The following is a 16,201-nucleotide window of genomic DNA, read 5'->3' on the forward strand; positions in this document are numbered from 1 at the left end:
CCACCGACCCCGCCACGCGCTCGCGATGAGACGTAATGACGGTCTCTGGGGCGAGCTGTGTGCTTGGCGTTTTGGCGCACATCGGAGCTGGAGGGAGGGTCTTGCGGGGCCCGCCGCAAGCCGGCCGCGCGGGCGGCCTTTTGCGGCTTACGTGGTGTCTTGCGTCGGGATGATGACGCTCTCGCGTGTGGAAAGGCCCCCCATCCGATGCTATTGCACGGCTATCGGCACCACGAAAAGGGCGCTATCCGGTGCGATTGCGCGGCTGCCAGCACCACGACTGTTGTCGGCGGCGCACGCGCTCGTCACGCGCAAGCCAGCCCTCAACGCGCCGCCATTACCCCCTCCCCCTTCGGAGCGGAACCACCAGAAAACCGCTCGCCACCCGCGCGCAGCGCACCCGCTTCACTTTCAGATGCACAGACGCCTATCGTGGCCGCCCGCCCGAGGGGCGACCTACGAAGACCGACTCATCATCGCTAACAGCACCTAACGCAATGCTCGAGCAATGAACAACTAACGATTGGCCGCCACAGCCTCCGCCCCAGGCACCGGATTCCCCCACCCGCCCCCGATCGCCCGAATCAGATCCACCGCCGACCGCGCCTGCTCGCCGCTCAACTGCACCGCCACCCGCTGCTGCAGCAGCACACTGCGATCCGCTTCGATCACATCGAGATAGCTGATCGAGCCTTCGCGGTATTGCGTGTGCGAGAGCTTGGCGGCGCGGGCCGAGGCTTCCACCGCCGCGTCCTGCGCGCGGGTCTGGTCGGCCAGGATGCGCAGGTTGGACAGGTTGTCCTCGACTTCGCGGAAGGCGTTCAGGACCGTCTGGCGGTACACCGCCACGTCTTCCTCGTACACCGCGCGGGCGCGGTCCAGGCCGGCCTGGCGGCGGCCGCCGTCGAAGATCGGCATCGACAGCGCGGCGCCGACCAGCGGGCCCAGCAGGAACGTGCGGCTCGACCATTGGAACAGGTTGCCCAGTTCCGACGACTCGTAGCCAAACGCGCCCGTGATGTCCAGGCGCGGGAAGAACGCCGACTTGGCCGCGCCCACGCGGGCGTTGGCGGCAGCCATGGCGCGCTCGGCCGCGGCGATGTCGGGGCGGCGTTCCAGCAGCGTTGACGGCAGGCCGGCCGGGATCGACAGCGCCACCTTCTCGATCGGCTTGGGCGGCATCGCGAATTCCGACGGCGCGCGGCCCAACAGTACGGCCAGCGCGTGTTCACCGGCGGCGCGGCGGCGGTCGATGCCCAGCGCTTCCGATTGCGCCGAGGCCAGCTCGGCCTTGGCGCGCGCCAGGTCCAGCTCGCTGATGTCGCCCGCGTCATAGCGGCGCTGGATCAGTTGCAGCGTCTCGGTGCGCAGTTGCACCGTCTGGCGGTACAGCGCGGCTTCGGCGTCCTGCTCGCGCACCAGGAAATAGGTGGTGGCGACATCGGCCTGCAGCGCCAGCAGCACCGAGCGGTACAGCGCCTCGCTCTGCTGCGCATCGGCGGTGGCGGCGTCGGCGGTGGAGGCGACGCGGCCGAACAGGTCGGCCTCGTACGACACCGTGCCTTGCGCGCGCCAGGTGGTCACCGGCCGCGTGGGCGTGCCGTCAGGCAGGCCTTGCGACACTGCCGAGGGGCGCTGGCGGTTCGGGCCGAAGCCCGCGTCCAGGCTGGGGAAGAAGCCTGCGCGGGCCTCGCGTTGCAGCGCGCGGGCCTGCGTCAGGCGGGCGGCGGCGGCCTGCAGGTTCTGGTTGGCCTTCAGGGCCTCTTCCTGCAACTGGTTCAGGCCTTCGTCGCCGAACACCTTCCACCATTCGCCGCGCAACTGCTCTTCCGAGGGTTGGGCGGTCTTCCAGGTGCCCGCTTCCGAGGCGGGCAGGGCGGCTTCCTTGTACGCCGCCGGGGTGGCGGCCGCGGGCCGTTCGTAGGTCGGACCCACCGCGCAGCCGGCCAGCACGAGCAGGACGGCAAGCAGGGCGGAACCGCGGATCAGTCTTTTGGTCTTCATGACGATTCTCTTGGGCGCGCGCCCCGCCGTTCGGGACGGGACGCGCTGGCTATTTTTGCGGGCCGGATCAGGCGTTGTGCTGCGGCGCGGGCGGCGCGTGCGGGTCGATGTGCGGCACGCACACAGGCGCTTCGTGCGGCGCGGCCGAGTGCAATTTCTTGCCGCCCATCGAACGCAGCAGCACGTAGAACACCGGCGTCAGGAACAGGCCGAACAGCGTCACGCCGAGCATGCCGAAGAACACCGCGACCCCCATGGCGTGGCGCATTTCCGAACCGGCGCCGGACGACAGCACCAGCGGCACCACACCCATGATGAAGGCGATCGACGTCATCAGGATCGGACGCAGGCGCAGGCGGCTGGCCTCGATCGCGGCTTCCAGCGGCGAGCGGCCATTCATCTCCAGCTCGCGGGCGAATTCCACGATCAGGATCGCGTTCTTTGCCGACAGCCCCACCAGCACCATCAAGCCGATCTGGGTGAAGATGTTGTTGTCGTTGCCCGTCAGGTAGACGCCGGTCAGCGCCGCCAGGATGCTCATCGGCACGATCAGGATCACGGCCAGCGGCAGGGTCAGGCTCTCGTACAGCGCGGCCAGCACCAGGAACACCAGCAGCACGCTGATCGGGAACACCCACAGGCCGGCGTTGCCCGCCAGGATCTGCTGGTAGGTCAGGTCGGTCCATTCCAGCTTCATGCCGCGCGGCAGGGTTTCGGCGGCCACGCGCTCGGCCGCGGCCTGGGCCTGGTCGGACGAATAGCCCGGCGCCGGTCCGCCGTTGATGTCGGCGGCGGTGTAGCCGTTGTAGCGCACCACCATTTCGGGGCCGAAGGTCTGCTTGACGGTCACCAGCGACGACAACGGCACCATGTCGCCGGCGGCATTGCGGGTCTTGAGCTGCAGGATGTCATCGGCATGCGCGCGGTATTGCGCGTCCGCCTGCGCCCGCACCTGGAACACGCGGCCGAACCGGTTGAAGTCGTTGACGTACATCGAACCCAGGTAGATCTGCATGGTGTCGAAGACTTCCGTCACCGGCACGCCCAGCTGCTTTGCCTTGACACGGTCCAGGTCCACGTCCAGCTGCGGCACGTTGATCTCGTAGCTGGAGAACGCGGGGCCGAGCTCGGGCGCCTGGCGAGCCTTGGCCAGGAACGCGGACTTGGCCTTGTCCAGTTCGGCGTAGCCGGCGGCGCCGCGGTCCTCGATCTGGAACTTGAAGCCGCCCAGTGTGCCCAGGCCCATCACGGGCGGGGGCGGGAACACGGCGATGAACGAGTCCTGGATGGCCGCGAACTTCTGGTTGAGCGAAGTCGCGATGGCATTGCCCGACAGCGCGGCGCCCTTGCGCTCGTCGAAGGGTTTGAGCATCACGAACACGATGCCGGCGCTGGAACTGTTGGTGAAGCCGTTGATGGACAGGCCCGGGAAGGCGATGGCGCTCTGCACGCCGGGTTCCTTCAGGGCGATGTCGCTCATGCGGCGGATCACGGCGTCAGTGCGGTCCAGCGAGGCGCCGTTGGGCAGCTGGGTGAAGCCGATCAGGTACTGCTTGTCCTGCGCCGGCACGAAGCCGCCGGGAACCAGGTACGACACGCCGATGGTGGCGGCCACCAGCACCGCATAGACGCCCATGGCGCCGGCCTTGCGGCGGATCACGCCGGACACGCCCACGCCGTAGCTTTCCGAAGCGCGGCCGAACATGTTGTTGAACCAGTTGAAGAAGCGGCCGAACACGCGGTTCATGCCCCGCGTCAGCCAGTCCGGCTTGTCGTGGTGGCTCTTGAGCAGCAGGGCCGACAGGGCCGGCGACAGCGTCAGCGAGTTGAAGGCCGAGATCACCGTCGAGATGGCGATGGTCATGGCGAACTGCTTGTAGAACTGGCCGGTCAGGCCCGTCATGAACGCCAGCGGCACGAACACCGCGCACAGCGTCAGCGCGATGGCGATGATGGGGCCGCTCACCTCGCGCATGGCGCGATAGGTCGCGTCGCGCGGACTCAGGCCCGCGGCGATGTTGCGCTCGACGTTTTCCACCACCACGATCGCGTCGTCGACCACGATCCCGATGGCCAGCACCATCCCGAACAACGACAGGGCGTTGATGGAATAGCCGAACATCAGCAGCAGGCCGAACGTACCCACGATGGACACCGGCACCGCCAGCAGCGGGATGATGGACGCGCGCCAGGTCTGCAGGAACAGGATCACCACCAGCACCACCAGCGCGATGGCTTCCAGCAGCGTGTGCACCACGGCCTCGATACTGGAGCGCACGAACTGGGTCGGGTCGTATTCGATGCGGTATTCCACGCCCGGGGGGAAGTCCTGGGCCAGCTCGGCCATGGCGGCGCGCACCTGCGACGACACGTCCAGCGCGTTGGCGCCCGGCGACTGCATGATGCCCATGCCCACCGCCTGCTTGTTGTCCAGCAGAGAACGCAGGCCGTATTCCTGGGCATCCAGTTCCACGCGGGCCACGTCCGACAGGTGCGTCACGGCGCCGTCGGGCGAGGTCTTGAGGATGATGTCGCGGAATTCCTCTTCGGTCTGCAGGCGGCCGCGTGCATTCACGTTCAGCTGCAGCGGCACGTCGCCCTGGGTCGGGGACGCGCCGATCACGCCGGCGGCGACCTGCACGTTCTGCTCGCGGATGGCCGCGACCACTTCGGCGGCGGTCATGCCGCGCTGCGCGACCTTCTGCGGGTCGAGCCACACGCGCATCGAGTAGTTGCCCGCGCCCCACACCGTCACTTCACCCACGCCAGTAATGCGCGCCAGGCGGTCCTTGATGTTCAGGATCGCGTAGTTGCGCAGGTAGGTGATGTCGTAGCGGTCGTTGGGCGAGATCAGGTGCACCACCAGCGTCAGGGTGGGCGAGCTCTTGGTGGTCGTGACCCCCAGCCGCTGCACGTCCGGCGGCAGGCGCGGCAGCGCCTGCGACACGCGGTTCTGCACCAGCTGCTGCGCCTTGTCCGGGTCCACGCCCAGCTTGAAGTTGACCGTCAGCGTCAGGTTGCCGTCGCTGTTGGCCTGCGACTGCATGTACAGCATGTTTTCCACGCCGTTGATGGATTCCTCCAGCGGCGAGGCGACGGTTTCGGCGATGACCTTGGGGTTGGCGCCCGGGTACTGCGCGCGCACCACCACCGAGGGCGGCACCACTTCCGGGTATTCCGAGATCGGCAGCTGGAACATGGCCAGCAGGCCGCCCAGCAGCACCAGCACGGACAACACCCCGGCGAAGATCGGCCGGTCGATGAAGAATTTCGAGATATTCATGAACGTTCTCGTTCTGCTTTGCGGTTCACCGGCGGCTTAGTTGGCGGCCGCGGTCTTGACCGGGTTGCGTTGCGCCGCGACCATCGGCACCACGGTCGGGCTCACGGCGTCGCCGGGGCGCACGCGCTGCAAGCCATTGACCACGATGCGTTCGCCAGGGGCCAGGCCGGAGTCCACGACCCGCAGGCCTTCCTGGTTGGCGCCCAGCTTCACCTGGCGGTAGTTGGCGTGGTTCTTGTCGTCCAGCACCAGCACGTAGCGCTTGTCCTGGTCGGTGCCGATGGCCCTCTCGTCGATCAGCACGGCGCTGCGCGGCTCGCTGCCGCCCAGGCGGATGCGGGCGTACAGGCCGGGCAGCAGGGTGCCGTCGGCGTTGTCGAACTCGGCGCGCACGCGGATGGTGCCGGACGTGGCGTCCAGGCGGTTGTCCACCGATTGCACGAAGCCGGTGCGCGAATAGCCTTCCTCGTTGGCCAGGCCCAGCTCGACCGGCACCGAGCCGGCCTTGCCGTTGCGGGCCGGGTTCACGTACTTCAGGAAGGTCTGCTCGTCGACGTCGAACGAGGCGTACATCTTCGAGACCGACACCAGCGTGGTCAGCGGCACCGAGGTGGCGCCGGCGGCGACCACGTTGCCCACGGTGACTTCCGCGCGCGACACGCGGCCGGCGACCGGCGCCTCGATGCGGGTGTAGCCCAGGTTGAGCTTGGCGTAGTCGAGCGCGGCCTGCGCGCCCTGCAGGTTGGCCGCGGCTTCACGCGCGGCGTTCTGCTTTTCCTCAAAGTCGCGGCGGGCGATGGCGTTGTCGGCCAAGAGGCGCTGGCCGCGCGCCAGTTCGGTGGCCGTATACGAGGCGCGGGCCTTGGCGGCGGTCAGGGCGGCGGCGGCGCGGTCCACTTCGGCCGCGTAGGGGCGCGGATCGATGGTGAACAGCACGTCGCCCTTCTTGACGATGCTGCCGTCCTGGAAGTGCACGGCGGTCAGGGTGCCGGAGACCAGCGGACGGATGTCCACGCGGTCGATGGCTTCCAGGCGGCCGGAATAGCGCTGCCAGTCGACGATGGTCTTGTTGACCACTTCCGCCACTTCGACAGGGGGCGCGGCGGGCGCGCCCTGCGCCTGGGCCGCATTGGCGCCCGCCGGGGCGCGAAACAGGGCGTAGCCACCGCCGGCCGCGATGACGGCCGCGAAAACGACGAGCATAGCAATACGATTACGCGAAACCATGATGTTCCTTGTGGGTGATGTCGGGGTGAAGCGCGCTTGCCGGGGACCGCGGGGGGGGGCGGGGAGGCGGCGGGGGCGGGCATCGCGGCGGGTCTGGCAGTCCTGAAACACCGATGTAATATTGCAGTGCAACATGCAACGCGGTTACGCTTCCCTGGTGAAATCCGTCTATTTGGGGACGGGTTTTACCGGGATCGGAATCTGAGGATTGACAGGCCCTGGGATGGCGCCGGGCGGCACGGGCACTTCAAGATGGTTTGCATTCTGAGTGTTTTACGGGCGCGGATAAACACTGCTATCTCGGCAACACTGTTCGGTGGATTTGTCTAATCCCGGGCGGTTTCGGGTTATGCTCCGTACACCCCGACCAAATTGCCCTTAAAGGACACCGTCGCCATGGACCGTTTTCAGGCTATGCAGGTGTTTGTGCGCGTCGTGGACGCCAATAGCTTCACCCGGGCGGCCGACAGCCTCTCGCTTCCGCGCACCACCGTCACCACCATCATCCAGAACCTCGAACGCCTGCTGGGCGTGCGCCTGCTCAACCGCACCACCCGCCGCATTGGCCTCACGCCTGATGGCGCCGGCTATTACCAGCACTGCGTGCGCATCCTGGCCGACGTCGAGGAAACCGAGGCCTGCTTCCAGGAAGCGGCGCTGCGCCTGAAGGGCCGGCTGCGCATCGACGTACCGACCTGTATCGGCCGGCTGATCCTGATTCCCTCATTGTGTGATTTCCACGACAAGTACCCCGACGTCGAGCTGGTGCTCGGCCTGGGCGACCGGCCGGTGGACATGGTGCAGGAGGCCGTCGACTGCGTCATCCGCGCCGGCGACCTGGAGGATTCCAGCCTGGTGGCGCGCCGCATCGGCACGCTGCAGACCGTGACCTGCGCCTCGCCGACCTACGTCGCCCGCCACGGCATGCCGCAGACCATCGAGGAACTGCGCAACCACCACGCGGTGCATTATTTCTCCAGCCGCACCGGCCGCAACTGCGCCTGGGACTTCAAGATCGACGGCAAGCACCAGGAAGTGGACATGCGCGGAACCGTCGCGGTGAACGAAGCCGGCGCCTACCTGGACTGCGGCCTGAAGGGCTTCGGCCTGATCCAGACGCCGCGCTACATGGCGCTGCCGTACCTGCAGTCGGGCGAGCTGATCGAGGTGCTGCCGCAATGGAAGCCCAGCGCCACCGCGATCTCGGTGCTGTATCCGCAAAGCCGCCAGCTTTCGCCCAAGGTGCGCGCGTTCGCCGACTGGGCGGCCGAACTGTTCGCCAGTTGCCCGCTGCTCAGCGGCCGCGACGAGACCGATCCGGCCGCCGCCAGCTGCGGCGTGTTCCAGCAGCGCCAGATCAGCCAGGCCAAGCAGATGGCCGTGGCGGGCGTGGCCGCCGCCAACGATCCGCTGCCGCGTCGCCGCACCGCGCGCGAAGAGGCCGCCGAGTACGCCCTCTAGGCGAATCGCCGTGGCCAAGGTGGCGGGCCCCGTGGGTCCGCCACGCGGGCAATTCGCCGGTAATTCGCCGGCAAAATCCCGGAAAATCAGGGGAAACCCCGTAGTAAATACGGGGCTTGTGTCCCTCGTATTTCGCGAAACGTCTGTATAGTCCGACAGTCAAAGCCTCAACGCATTCACTGTCGATCCGCTCTATGCAGCCTGTACTCCCCGCCTACCTGATCGCCCGTTGGCTTTTGCTGCTCGTCCTGTTGGCGGGGGTATATTTCCTCAGCGGCTTCCTGGTCCCCGCGCTGGCCGCGTTGATCATCGGCCTGGCCAGTTGGCCGCTTTACCAGCGCCTGGTCGAGCGCTGCGGCGGCCGCACCGCGCTGGCCGCGTCGCTGGCGCTGCTGGTGGTGATCGTGGTGCTGATCGTGCCGCTGTCGCTGGCGCTGTCGTACGCCATCAAGGAGGCCAGCACCTTCTTCGCCTGGGCCATCGCCGCCAACCGGCATGGGGTCGACGTTCCCAATTGGATCACCTCGATGCCGGTGGTCGGCGACCGCCTCGGCGAATACTGGCAGGCCTACATCGGCCAGCCGCATGCGCTGGGCGCGCTGGTCGAGGCCGTCAGCGGCGAACACCTGGGCAACATCTACCGCATGGTGCTGGCCGCCACCGGCAACGTGTTCCAACTGCTGCTCACCGTGCTGTTCATGCTGATCACGCTGTTCTTCGTCTACAAGGACGGCGTGCGCATGGTGGCCCAATTGGATGTGCTGGGCGAACGCATCCTGCCGGCGCGCTGGCAGCGCTTTTCGCGCGTGGTCCCGGCCACCATCAACTCCACCGTCACCGGCATGGGCCTGATCGCGCTGGGCGAGGGCGTGGTGCTGGGCATCGCCTACTGGGTCGCGGGCGTGCCGTCGCCGGTGCTGCTGGGCGTGGTCACCGGCTTCATGGCGCTGATCCCCGGCGGCGCGCCGCTGTCGTTCACGCTGGTGTCGCTGTATCTCGTCGGTTCCGGCCACATGGTGGCGGGCATCGCGCTGATGGTGTGGGGCAGCGTCGAATTGTTCATCGTCGACAAGACGCTGCGCCCGCGCCTGGTGGGCGGCCCGGTCAAGCTGCCGTTCCTGCCGACCTTCTTCGGCCTGGTGGGCGGCGTGAAGACCATGGGCATCGTCGGGCTGTTCGTCGGCCCGGTGCTGATGGCGCTGTTGGTGGCCGTGTGGCGCGAGTGGGTGCACCACGAGGAAGTCGAACGCGATACCGCACGGATCCAGGCGGGCGCGCTGCCCGACAAGACACCGACAGGCGGGCAGGCCTGAAGGGCCAGGGTCCCTGGCCGCCGGTTCTGTTGCGAATACGCCCGAGCGGCCGCGCGTTTGGGTGTAATCTAGCTCTCCCGCGATCGCCGGCGCCTCGTCCGGCACGCGCCTGCCCTGTGCGCAGACGCTTTGCAGCTTACGCCGCGGGGTCTGAGGGGTTGGCAGGTTCATCATGTCCGGGTCGTTGCAAGAAGATGAGTTAGCGGTCCTGCGCGAGCAGGGTTTCGTGGTCGCGCGGCAGTTCGCCGACCCCGCCGAGGTGGCGGCGCTGCGCGCGCTGGCCGAGCGGCATCTGCGCGAGCACATCGCGCCCATCGAATACGAGGCGGACCTGCGCTATCCCGGCGCGCCCGAGTCGCGCAATGCCGAAGGCGGCCTCACCGTGCGGCGCCTGCTCAGCGCCTACGGGCGCGATCCTTTGTTCGCGCAATGGGCCACCCATGCGCGCATCGGGCAATCGCTGGCCCGCTATTTCGGCGAGACGCCGGTGCTGTCCACCGTGCACCACAACTGTGTGATGACCAAGCATCCGGCCTATGGCAGCCTGACCGGCTGGCACCAGGACATCCGCTACTGGTCGTTCTCCGACACCGACCTGGTGTCCTGTTGGCTGGCGCTGGGCGACGAGACCTGGGACAACGGCGGCCTCTCGTTCATTCCCGGTTCGCACGCGGCCGCATTCCAGCCGGCGCAGTTCGACGAGAAGAAATTCTTCCGCGACGATGCGCCCGAAAACGCCGAATGGATCGCGCGCGCCGTCTGCCCCGAGCTGCGCGCTGGCGACCTGGTGTTCTTCCATTGCCGCACTTTGCATGCGGCCCAGGGCAACCGCAGCGATCGCGTCAAGCTGTCGCTGGTGCACACCTATCATCCGCAGTCCTGCCATCCGCTGGCGGGCACCCGCTCGGCAAGCCAGCCGGGCGTGCCGCTGGCCGCGGCAGGTTGCGTTTGATAATCGGGATTAGCTATTAATAATTGAATTACAATTAATTGGTGTGCGATACGCGCGATTGCCGCCGGCAAGCCGGCAACCGCGCGCTCCAACCTGCGCGCACGTTACTTCCTCAATAGGCTGTTTCCCCGTGCCCAAAAGCAAGCCCGACAATACGGACAAGACGCAGGCGGCGACCGAGACCCGGTCTTCGCTGTTTGTAGGCTCGACCGAAAAAGCCTTCCAGGTGCTGCATGCTTTCGACGGCCCCAAGCGCCACATGACGCTGGCCGACATCGCGCGCGCGTCGGGCCTGGACCGCAGCGCGACGCAACGCCTGGTCTACACGCTGGAAATGCTGGGTTATCTGCGCCGCATTCCGGACACGCGCAATTACGGACTGACGCCGAAGGTGCTGCAGTTCTCGTACAACTACGTGCGCGCCAATGAGTTGATCGACAAGGCGTCGCCCTATCTGCTGGACATCAGCCGCACCCTGGGCGAAACCACCAACCTGCAAGAGCTGGACGGGCACGAGATCGTGTTCGTGGCCCGCTTTCCCGGCCATCACCTGGTCAACGTGGACATCGCCGTGGGCAGCCGCCTGCCGGCCTTTTTCACCGCGTCGGGCACGGCGATCCTGTCACGCCTGTCGGATGAGCAGCGCCGCGAAATCCTGGCGCAGACCCGCCTGGAGCCGATCACGCCCTACACGGAAGTCAATCCCGACAAGCTGCTCGAACGCGCGCAGCGCGTGGCCGAGAAGGGCTACGCGATCATCGTGAACGAAACTGTGCTGGGAGATATTTCGGTGGCGGCGCCGGTGATCGATCATCGCGGATTGGCGGTGGCGGCGATCAACATTTCCGTGCCGACGACGCGATGGACCGTTGCCAGGGTCGAGGCGGAGTTGGCGCAGCACGTGCAGGTGGCGGCCACGTCCATCTCCAAGTCCAAGTTCTCGGCGTATTCGAGGTAAGGACCGGGCGCCGTCGATCGATCGCACCCAGTCCTTCCCGAATCGCCTGGCTCAAACGCCTTCGAACTCCGCCAGCAACGGCTTGACCACCGCGCGCAAGGACGCCTGCAGGTCGGCCCCGGGCTGCACCAGGGGATCCAGGACTTCCGGCGCATCGACGCCGATCAGGTCCATCACGGACTTCATCGGTCCGGGATTGGTCTCGGCGAACGCAAGGTTCATCAGCGGGATCAGGCGGCGGTGCAGCAGCATGGCGTCGCGCGTGTGGCCTTCGGCGGCCAGGTCATAGACCTTGCGCCAGGCCTTGGGCAGCAGGCTCGCCGTCACCACGATGCCGCCTTGGGCGCCGGCGGCCAGGTGAACCGGCAGCAGCGTGTCCTCGCCGCTGAACACGGCGAATGATTCGTCCACGCCGGCCACCGTGCGCAGGAAGTGGTACATGTCCGTGTTGCAGGCCTTCATGCCGATGATGTTCGGGTGGCGCGACAGTTCGTGCAGCACTTCGGGCGCGATCGCGATGCGCGTGCGGTACGGGATCTCGTAGATCATCACCGGCAGCGGCGATGCGTCGGCGTAGCGCAGGAAGTACTCGCGGATGCCGGCCTGGGTCGGGGTCGTGTAGTAGGGCGTCAGCACCATCAGCGCGTCGGCGCCCGCGTCGGCGAATTCGCGGCCGGCCTGCAGGGCGTCGTGAAAGCCCGGGTCCAGCACGCCGGGAATCACCGGCACGCGCTTGGCCACGGCGTCCACCGTCAGCTTGCACATGCGGATGCGTTCGGCCCGCGCCAAGGCTCCGTACTCACCGGTGCCGCCGAGCGGCACGATGCCGTCGATGCCCTGCTTGAGCAGGTAAGCGATCAGCGCCTGGGCCGCCGGGACGTTGATGGTGTCGTCGGCATTGACCGGGGTGGGAATCGCGGGAAACACGCCGCGCAGTTGGCTTGCATTCAACATGGAAAAATCCTGATGGAAGGGAAACGGCGCCGCGCCTCAGCCCGCCAGGCTGCGGCGGCGCAGCCGGTCGGCGAGCCAGATCAGCGCGGCGATGAAGATAAACAGGCAGGTGGACACGGCGGCGATCACCGGGGAGATCTGCAGCGTCACCTCATCCCAGAACTGCTTGGGCAGGGTGGCGTTCAGGCCGCCCGAGGCGAACAGCGCGATCGTCAGCTCGTCGAACGAGGTCGCGAAAGCGAACAGGAACGATGACATCAGCCCCGCGCCGAGGATCGGGAAGGTCACGAAGCGCAGCGTCGACCAGGGCCCCGCGCCCAGGCTCTGCGCCGCCAGGTCCAGGCGCGTGTCGTAGTTGCGCAGCACCGCCATCATGGTGATCACCACGTACGGCACCGCCACCACCGTGTGCGCCAGGATCAGGCCGACGGTCGAACCGACCAGGCCGACGCGGGCGAAGAAATAGAACATGCCCACCGCGATGATCATGCGCGGCACCACGATGGGCGACAGCACGAAGGCCAGCATGGCGGACTTGCCGCGCATGTCGGCGCGCACCAGCAGGAAGGCGGCCGGCGTGCCGATCAGCATGGCCAGCAGGCCGGTGCCCACGCCCACGACCAGCGAGCGCGTGATGGCCTGCATCCATACCGGCGACGTGAACATCTGCTCGTACCACTGCAGCGAAAAGCCCTTGGGCGGCCAGGTCAGGCCGGAACCGGAATCGAACGACAGCGGGATCATCAGGAAGGCGGGCGCGGACAGGAAGGCCAGCACCGCCAGCACGATCCACCACAGGGTGCGCGATTGGCCGGTGCCCGACACCGAACGGCGCAGGCGAGTGGGCAGCAGCGAGAACAGGCGGTCGGACAGCGCGGCCAGCAGGTCCAGCAGGACCTCGCCCGCGCGGCGCGCCAGGCCGGGCTTGGCCGAGGCGCGGGGGCGCGAGGCGCCGGCGCCGGTCATGGTCGACAGGCCAAGTATCCGGTCGTACAGCGCGAACACGGCCAGCACCACCACCAGCAGCAGCACCGACACCGCGCCGGCGAATTCCCAGTTCATGGTCTGCTGCACCTGGTCGATGATGATCTGGGTGATCATCGTCTCCTTGCGGCCGCCCAGCAGCGCCGGGGTGATGAAAAAGCCGATGGCGGTGACGAACACCATGATGGCCGCGGCGGCCACGCCGGGCATGGACAGCGGGAAGTAGATCTTCCAGAACGCGGTGCCCGGGCGCGCGCCCAGGGTGGACGCGGCGCGCGGCAGGTTGCGGTCGATGTTCTCCATGACCGACAGCATCGTCAGCACCGCCAGCGGCATCAGCGCATGCACCATGCCGACCAGCACGCTGCCGAAGTTGTAGAGCAGGTTGGCCGGCGCATCCAGAATGCCCAGCGCCTGCAGCATCTGGTTGACCACGCCGTTGCGGCCCAGCAGCACGACCCACGCGAAGGTGCGCACCAGGAAGCTGGTCCAGAACGACAGCAACACCCAGAACAGCAGCGACGTCTTGCGCCGGGCCGACAGGCTCGAGATCAGGTAGGCGACCGGGTAGCCGGCCACCACGGCAAAGAAAGTCGTCCAGAGCGAGATCTTCAGCGTGATGAGCAGCACGTTGACGTACACCGACGACTCGAACAGCCGGTGGTATTGCGCCAGCGAGAAGCCCTGGTCGCCGTAGAAGCTCAGCAGCAGCAACTGGCCCACCGGATAGATCAGCAGCACCAGCAACAGGATCGCCAGCGGCGCGGCCATGAGGAAATGGCGGCGGCCCTGGCTCATGCGCTTGCGGGGAGGGGCGAGGGGGCTCATGCGGTCACTCCGCGATGGCGACCGCGTCGGCGGCCTGCCAGGTCACCGACAGCGGCTGGCCGATGGCGTACTGCTCGGCCTGGCGGCGCGTCGGGTAGGCGACCACGAGCGGGGCGCTGTCGGGCGCGCCCGAATCCAGATAGAGCTTGGTCAGGCTGCCGGTCACCATCACGTCGAGCAGCCTGCCGGTCAGGGCCTGGCCGTGCTCCCGGGCGGGGCCGGCCTGCAGGTTCTGCGGCCGCAACATCAACGTGACCTTCTGGCCGACCTTGATTGCGGCGCCGTTGGACAGGGCCTGGCCGGTGACGCCCTGCTGCGCCAATTTGACCGTCAAGGTGGGGCCGTCGATGGCCGTGACCTCGCCCTGCAGCAGGTTGGATTCGCCCAGGAAGTCCGCCACGAACAGGGTGCGCGGGCGGAAGTACAGGTCGGCTGGCGTGCCCAGTTGCTCGATCGCGCCGCCATTCATCAGGCAGATGCGGTCGGACATGGTCATGGCTTCTTCCTGGTCATGCGTCACGTAGACGATGGTGGTGCCCAGTTCGCGGTGGATGCGCTTGATCTCCAGTTGCATCTGGTCGCGCAGCTTCTTGTCCAGCGCGCCCAGCGGCTCGTCCATCAGGATGATCGCGGGGCGGTAGACCATGCAGCGCGCCAGCGCGATGCGCTGCTGCTGGCCGCCCGACAGTTCGCGCGGCAGGCGCGCGCCGACCTGCGGCAGCCGCACCATGTCCAGCGCTTCCTGCGCGCGCCGCTTCGCCTCGGCCGCCGGCACCTTGCGCATCTTCAGCGGAAAGGCGATGTTCTCCAGGATGGTCATGTGCGGGAACAGCGCATAGTTCTGGAACACCATGCCGATGTCCCGCTCGTACGGCGCGCCGTGGGTGACGTCGTTGCCGTCGATCAGCACGCGGCCTTCGTCGGGCCTGGCCAGGCCCGCGATCAGGCTCAGCAGCGTGGTCTTGCCGGACCCGGACGGGCCCAGCAGGGTCAGGAATTCGCCGCGGGCGACATCCAGGTGCGTGGGCGCCAGGGCGACGAAATCGCCGTAGCGCTTGCCCAGGCCCGAGATCTGCAGATTGGAAGAAGACATGGTGTTCGGCGTATGCAAGGTGTTACTTCAAGACCCAACCGTTGAAGCGCTCGAGCACGTCGCGCTGCTTGTCCAGCCAGTAGGCGGCGTTGATGTGCAGGCCGGTCTTGATGTTGTCGGGGTGGGTGGGGCAATTGCGCGCCACGTCGGCCTTGATGTGGTCGAACGCGGCGGGTTGGGTCACGCCGGCGGCGAAGAACTCGACCAGCGCGGCCTGGCGCTTGGGGTCCGAGGCGAACTTGATGAATTCGCGGCAGGCGTCGGCGTTGGGCGTGCCCTTCAGGATCGACCAGTTGTCGCAGCCCCAGATGTTCTGGTCCCACACGATCTGCACGGGCGCGCCGTTGGCGATGGCCGATTGGGCGCGCGAGACCCAGGTGGCGATCATGTCGACTTCGCCGGAGCCCAGCATCTGCTCGACCTGCGCGCCGGTGTTCCACCACACATCGACCGACGGCTTGATCTTGTCCAGGCTGGCCAGGGCGCGGTCGATGTCGCAGGGGTAGACCTTGTCGGTCGGCACGCCGTCGGCCATCAACGCTTCCTCGATGGTGTCGAACGGATGCTTGCGCAGGCCGCGCCGGCCGGGGATGTTCTTGACGTCCCAGAAGTCCGCCCACGACGCCGGGGCGCGGCGGCCCTTGAAGGCGTCGGTGCGATAGGCCAGCACCGTGGTGTAGACGTTGTTGCCCACGCCATAGGGAGACATGTATTGCTTGGGGATGGTGGCCACGACCGGGTCGGATTCCAGGCCATGTTTTTCCAGGTAGACCTTGCCGCCTTCGGTGAGCATCAGGATGGCGGGCTGGCTGATCTTGGCCATGTCCCAGGTGTAGTTGCCGGTGTCCACCATGCTGCGGATCTGCGCGGTGGGCTCGGCGTTGGCCTGCACGCCCACCACCTGGATGCCGGTGGCGTCCGTGAACGGCTTATAGAACACCGCGCCATAGGCCTTGCTGTAGATGCCGCCGTCATCGCGCACGACGATGCGCTTGGAGGCCGCGCGCGACGGCGTCCAGATCATGGGCATGGCCAGGGTGGCGACGCCGGCGGCGGCGGTCTTGAGCGCGCGGCGGCGCGAGGCGTTGTAGGAGGTGGATTTCATGGAAGGGCTCCAGCGGGACGGCGGACGGGAAGGGCGGCT

Annotated in this window: 11 protein-coding genes; 4 read left to right on the forward strand and 7 right to left on the reverse strand. The window is 67.3% G+C overall.

Annotated features, from left to right (window positions below; translation table 11 throughout):
* Positions 1–516: 516 nt before the first annotated feature.
* From SB816_RS04150 to SB816_RS04160, 3 genes are all read right to left on the reverse strand, one after another.
* Positions 517–2,004 (reverse strand): efflux transporter outer membrane subunit, encoded by a 1,488-nt coding sequence (locus SB816_RS04150; RefSeq protein WP_175167004.1) that lies wholly within the window; start codon positions 2,002–2,004, stop codon positions 517–519.
* Positions 2,005–2,071: 67 nt separating this feature from the next.
* Positions 2,072–5,287: an efflux RND transporter permease subunit gene (locus SB816_RS04155; protein WP_410546529.1), complete on the reverse strand. Its 3,216-nt coding sequence runs from the start codon at positions 5,285–5,287 to the stop codon at positions 2,072–2,074.
* Between the two features lie 36 nt (positions 5,288–5,323).
* A complete protein-coding gene (locus tag SB816_RS04160) occupies positions 5,324–6,514 on the reverse strand; it encodes an efflux RND transporter periplasmic adaptor subunit (protein WP_080977511.1) in 1,191 nt (396 codons plus the stop codon).
* 396 nt (positions 6,515–6,910) lie between these two features.
* Between SB816_RS04160 and SB816_RS04165 the strand changes: the two genes are divergently transcribed.
* The 4 genes from SB816_RS04165 (at position 6,911) to SB816_RS04180 (ending at position 11,198) form a co-directional block, all read left to right on the forward strand.
* Positions 6,911–7,975: a LysR family transcriptional regulator gene (locus SB816_RS04165; protein ID WP_049076545.1), complete on the forward strand. Its 1,065-nt coding sequence runs from the start codon at positions 6,911–6,913 to the stop codon at positions 7,973–7,975.
* Positions 7,976–8,169: 194 nt separating this feature from the next.
* Entirely contained in the window at positions 8,170–9,288 is a 1,119-nt protein-coding gene (locus tag SB816_RS04170; protein ID WP_054500512.1) for an AI-2E family transporter, read from the forward strand.
* 172 nt (positions 9,289–9,460) lie between these two features.
* On the forward strand, positions 9,461–10,240 hold the full coding sequence (locus tag SB816_RS04175) for a phytanoyl-CoA dioxygenase family protein (RefSeq protein WP_054500513.1): 780 nt from the start codon (positions 9,461–9,463) through the stop codon (positions 10,238–10,240).
* Positions 10,241–10,370: 130 nt separating this feature from the next.
* Positions 10,371–11,198 (forward strand): IclR family transcriptional regulator, encoded by an 828-nt coding sequence (locus tag SB816_RS04180; RefSeq protein ID WP_054500514.1) that lies wholly within the window; start codon positions 10,371–10,373, stop codon positions 11,196–11,198.
* Between the two features lie 51 nt (positions 11,199–11,249).
* On the opposite strand, the gene dapA is transcribed toward SB816_RS04180, so the two are convergent.
* From dapA to SB816_RS04200, 4 genes are read right to left on the reverse strand one after another with little or no spacing between them, the layout of a single operon-like run.
* The gene (gene dapA, locus SB816_RS04185; protein WP_410546530.1) at positions 11,250–12,152 is read right to left on the reverse strand and encodes a 4-hydroxy-tetrahydrodipicolinate synthase; all 903 of its coding nucleotides are present in this window, start codon (positions 12,150–12,152) and stop codon (positions 11,250–11,252) included.
* 36 nt (positions 12,153–12,188) lie between these two features.
* Positions 12,189–13,964, reverse strand: coding sequence for an ABC transporter permease subunit (locus tag SB816_RS04190; protein WP_020926134.1), 1,776 nt, complete (start codon positions 13,962–13,964; stop codon positions 12,189–12,191).
* A 4-nt stretch (positions 13,965–13,968) separates the two neighbouring features.
* Positions 13,969–15,057 (reverse strand): ABC transporter ATP-binding protein, encoded by a 1,089-nt coding sequence (locus SB816_RS04195; RefSeq protein ID WP_045953411.1) that lies wholly within the window; start codon positions 15,055–15,057, stop codon positions 13,969–13,971.
* A gap of 22 nt (positions 15,058–15,079) precedes the next feature.
* On the reverse strand, positions 15,080–16,162 hold the full coding sequence (locus tag SB816_RS04200) for an ABC transporter substrate-binding protein (protein WP_410546531.1): 1,083 nt from the start codon (positions 16,160–16,162) through the stop codon (positions 15,080–15,082).
* Between the last annotated feature and the right edge of the window lie 39 nt (positions 16,163–16,201).

It is taken from the genome of Achromobacter sp. SIMBA_011 (assembly GCF_046535435.1).
GTDB lineage: Bacteria > Pseudomonadota > Gammaproteobacteria > Burkholderiales > Burkholderiaceae_B > Achromobacter > Achromobacter dolens.

Excerpts from the sequence above, each read along its gene's own strand:
- SB816_RS04150 (WP_175167004.1), bottom strand. The coding sequence starts at position 2,004 with ATGAAGACCAAAAGACTGATCCGCGGTTCCGCCCTGCTTGCCGTCCTG.
- SB816_RS04155 (WP_410546529.1), bottom strand. The coding sequence starts at position 5,287 with ATGAATATCTCGAAATTCTTCATCGACCGGCCGATCTTCGCCGGGGTG.
- SB816_RS04160 (WP_080977511.1), bottom strand. The coding sequence starts at position 6,514 with ATGGTTTCGCGTAATCGTATTGCTATGCTCGTCGTTTTCGCGGCCGTC.
- SB816_RS04165 (WP_049076545.1), top strand. The coding sequence starts at position 6,911 with ATGGACCGTTTTCAGGCTATGCAGGTGTTTGTGCGCGTCGTGGACGCC.
- SB816_RS04170 (WP_054500512.1), top strand. The coding sequence starts at position 8,170 with ATGCAGCCTGTACTCCCCGCCTACCTGATCGCCCGTTGGCTTTTGCTG.
- SB816_RS04175 (WP_054500513.1), top strand. The coding sequence starts at position 9,461 with ATGTCCGGGTCGTTGCAAGAAGATGAGTTAGCGGTCCTGCGCGAGCAG.
- dapA (WP_410546530.1), bottom strand. The coding sequence starts at position 12,152 with ATGTTGAATGCAAGCCAACTGCGCGGCGTGTTTCCCGCGATTCCCACC.
- SB816_RS04190 (WP_020926134.1), bottom strand. The coding sequence starts at position 13,964 with ATGAGCCCCCTCGCCCCTCCCCGCAAGCGCATGAGCCAGGGCCGCCGC.
- SB816_RS04195 (WP_045953411.1), bottom strand. The coding sequence starts at position 15,057 with ATGTCTTCTTCCAATCTGCAGATCTCGGGCCTGGGCAAGCGCTACGGC.
- SB816_RS04200 (WP_410546531.1), bottom strand. The coding sequence starts at position 16,162 with ATGAAATCCACCTCCTACAACGCCTCGCGCCGCCGCGCGCTCAAGACC.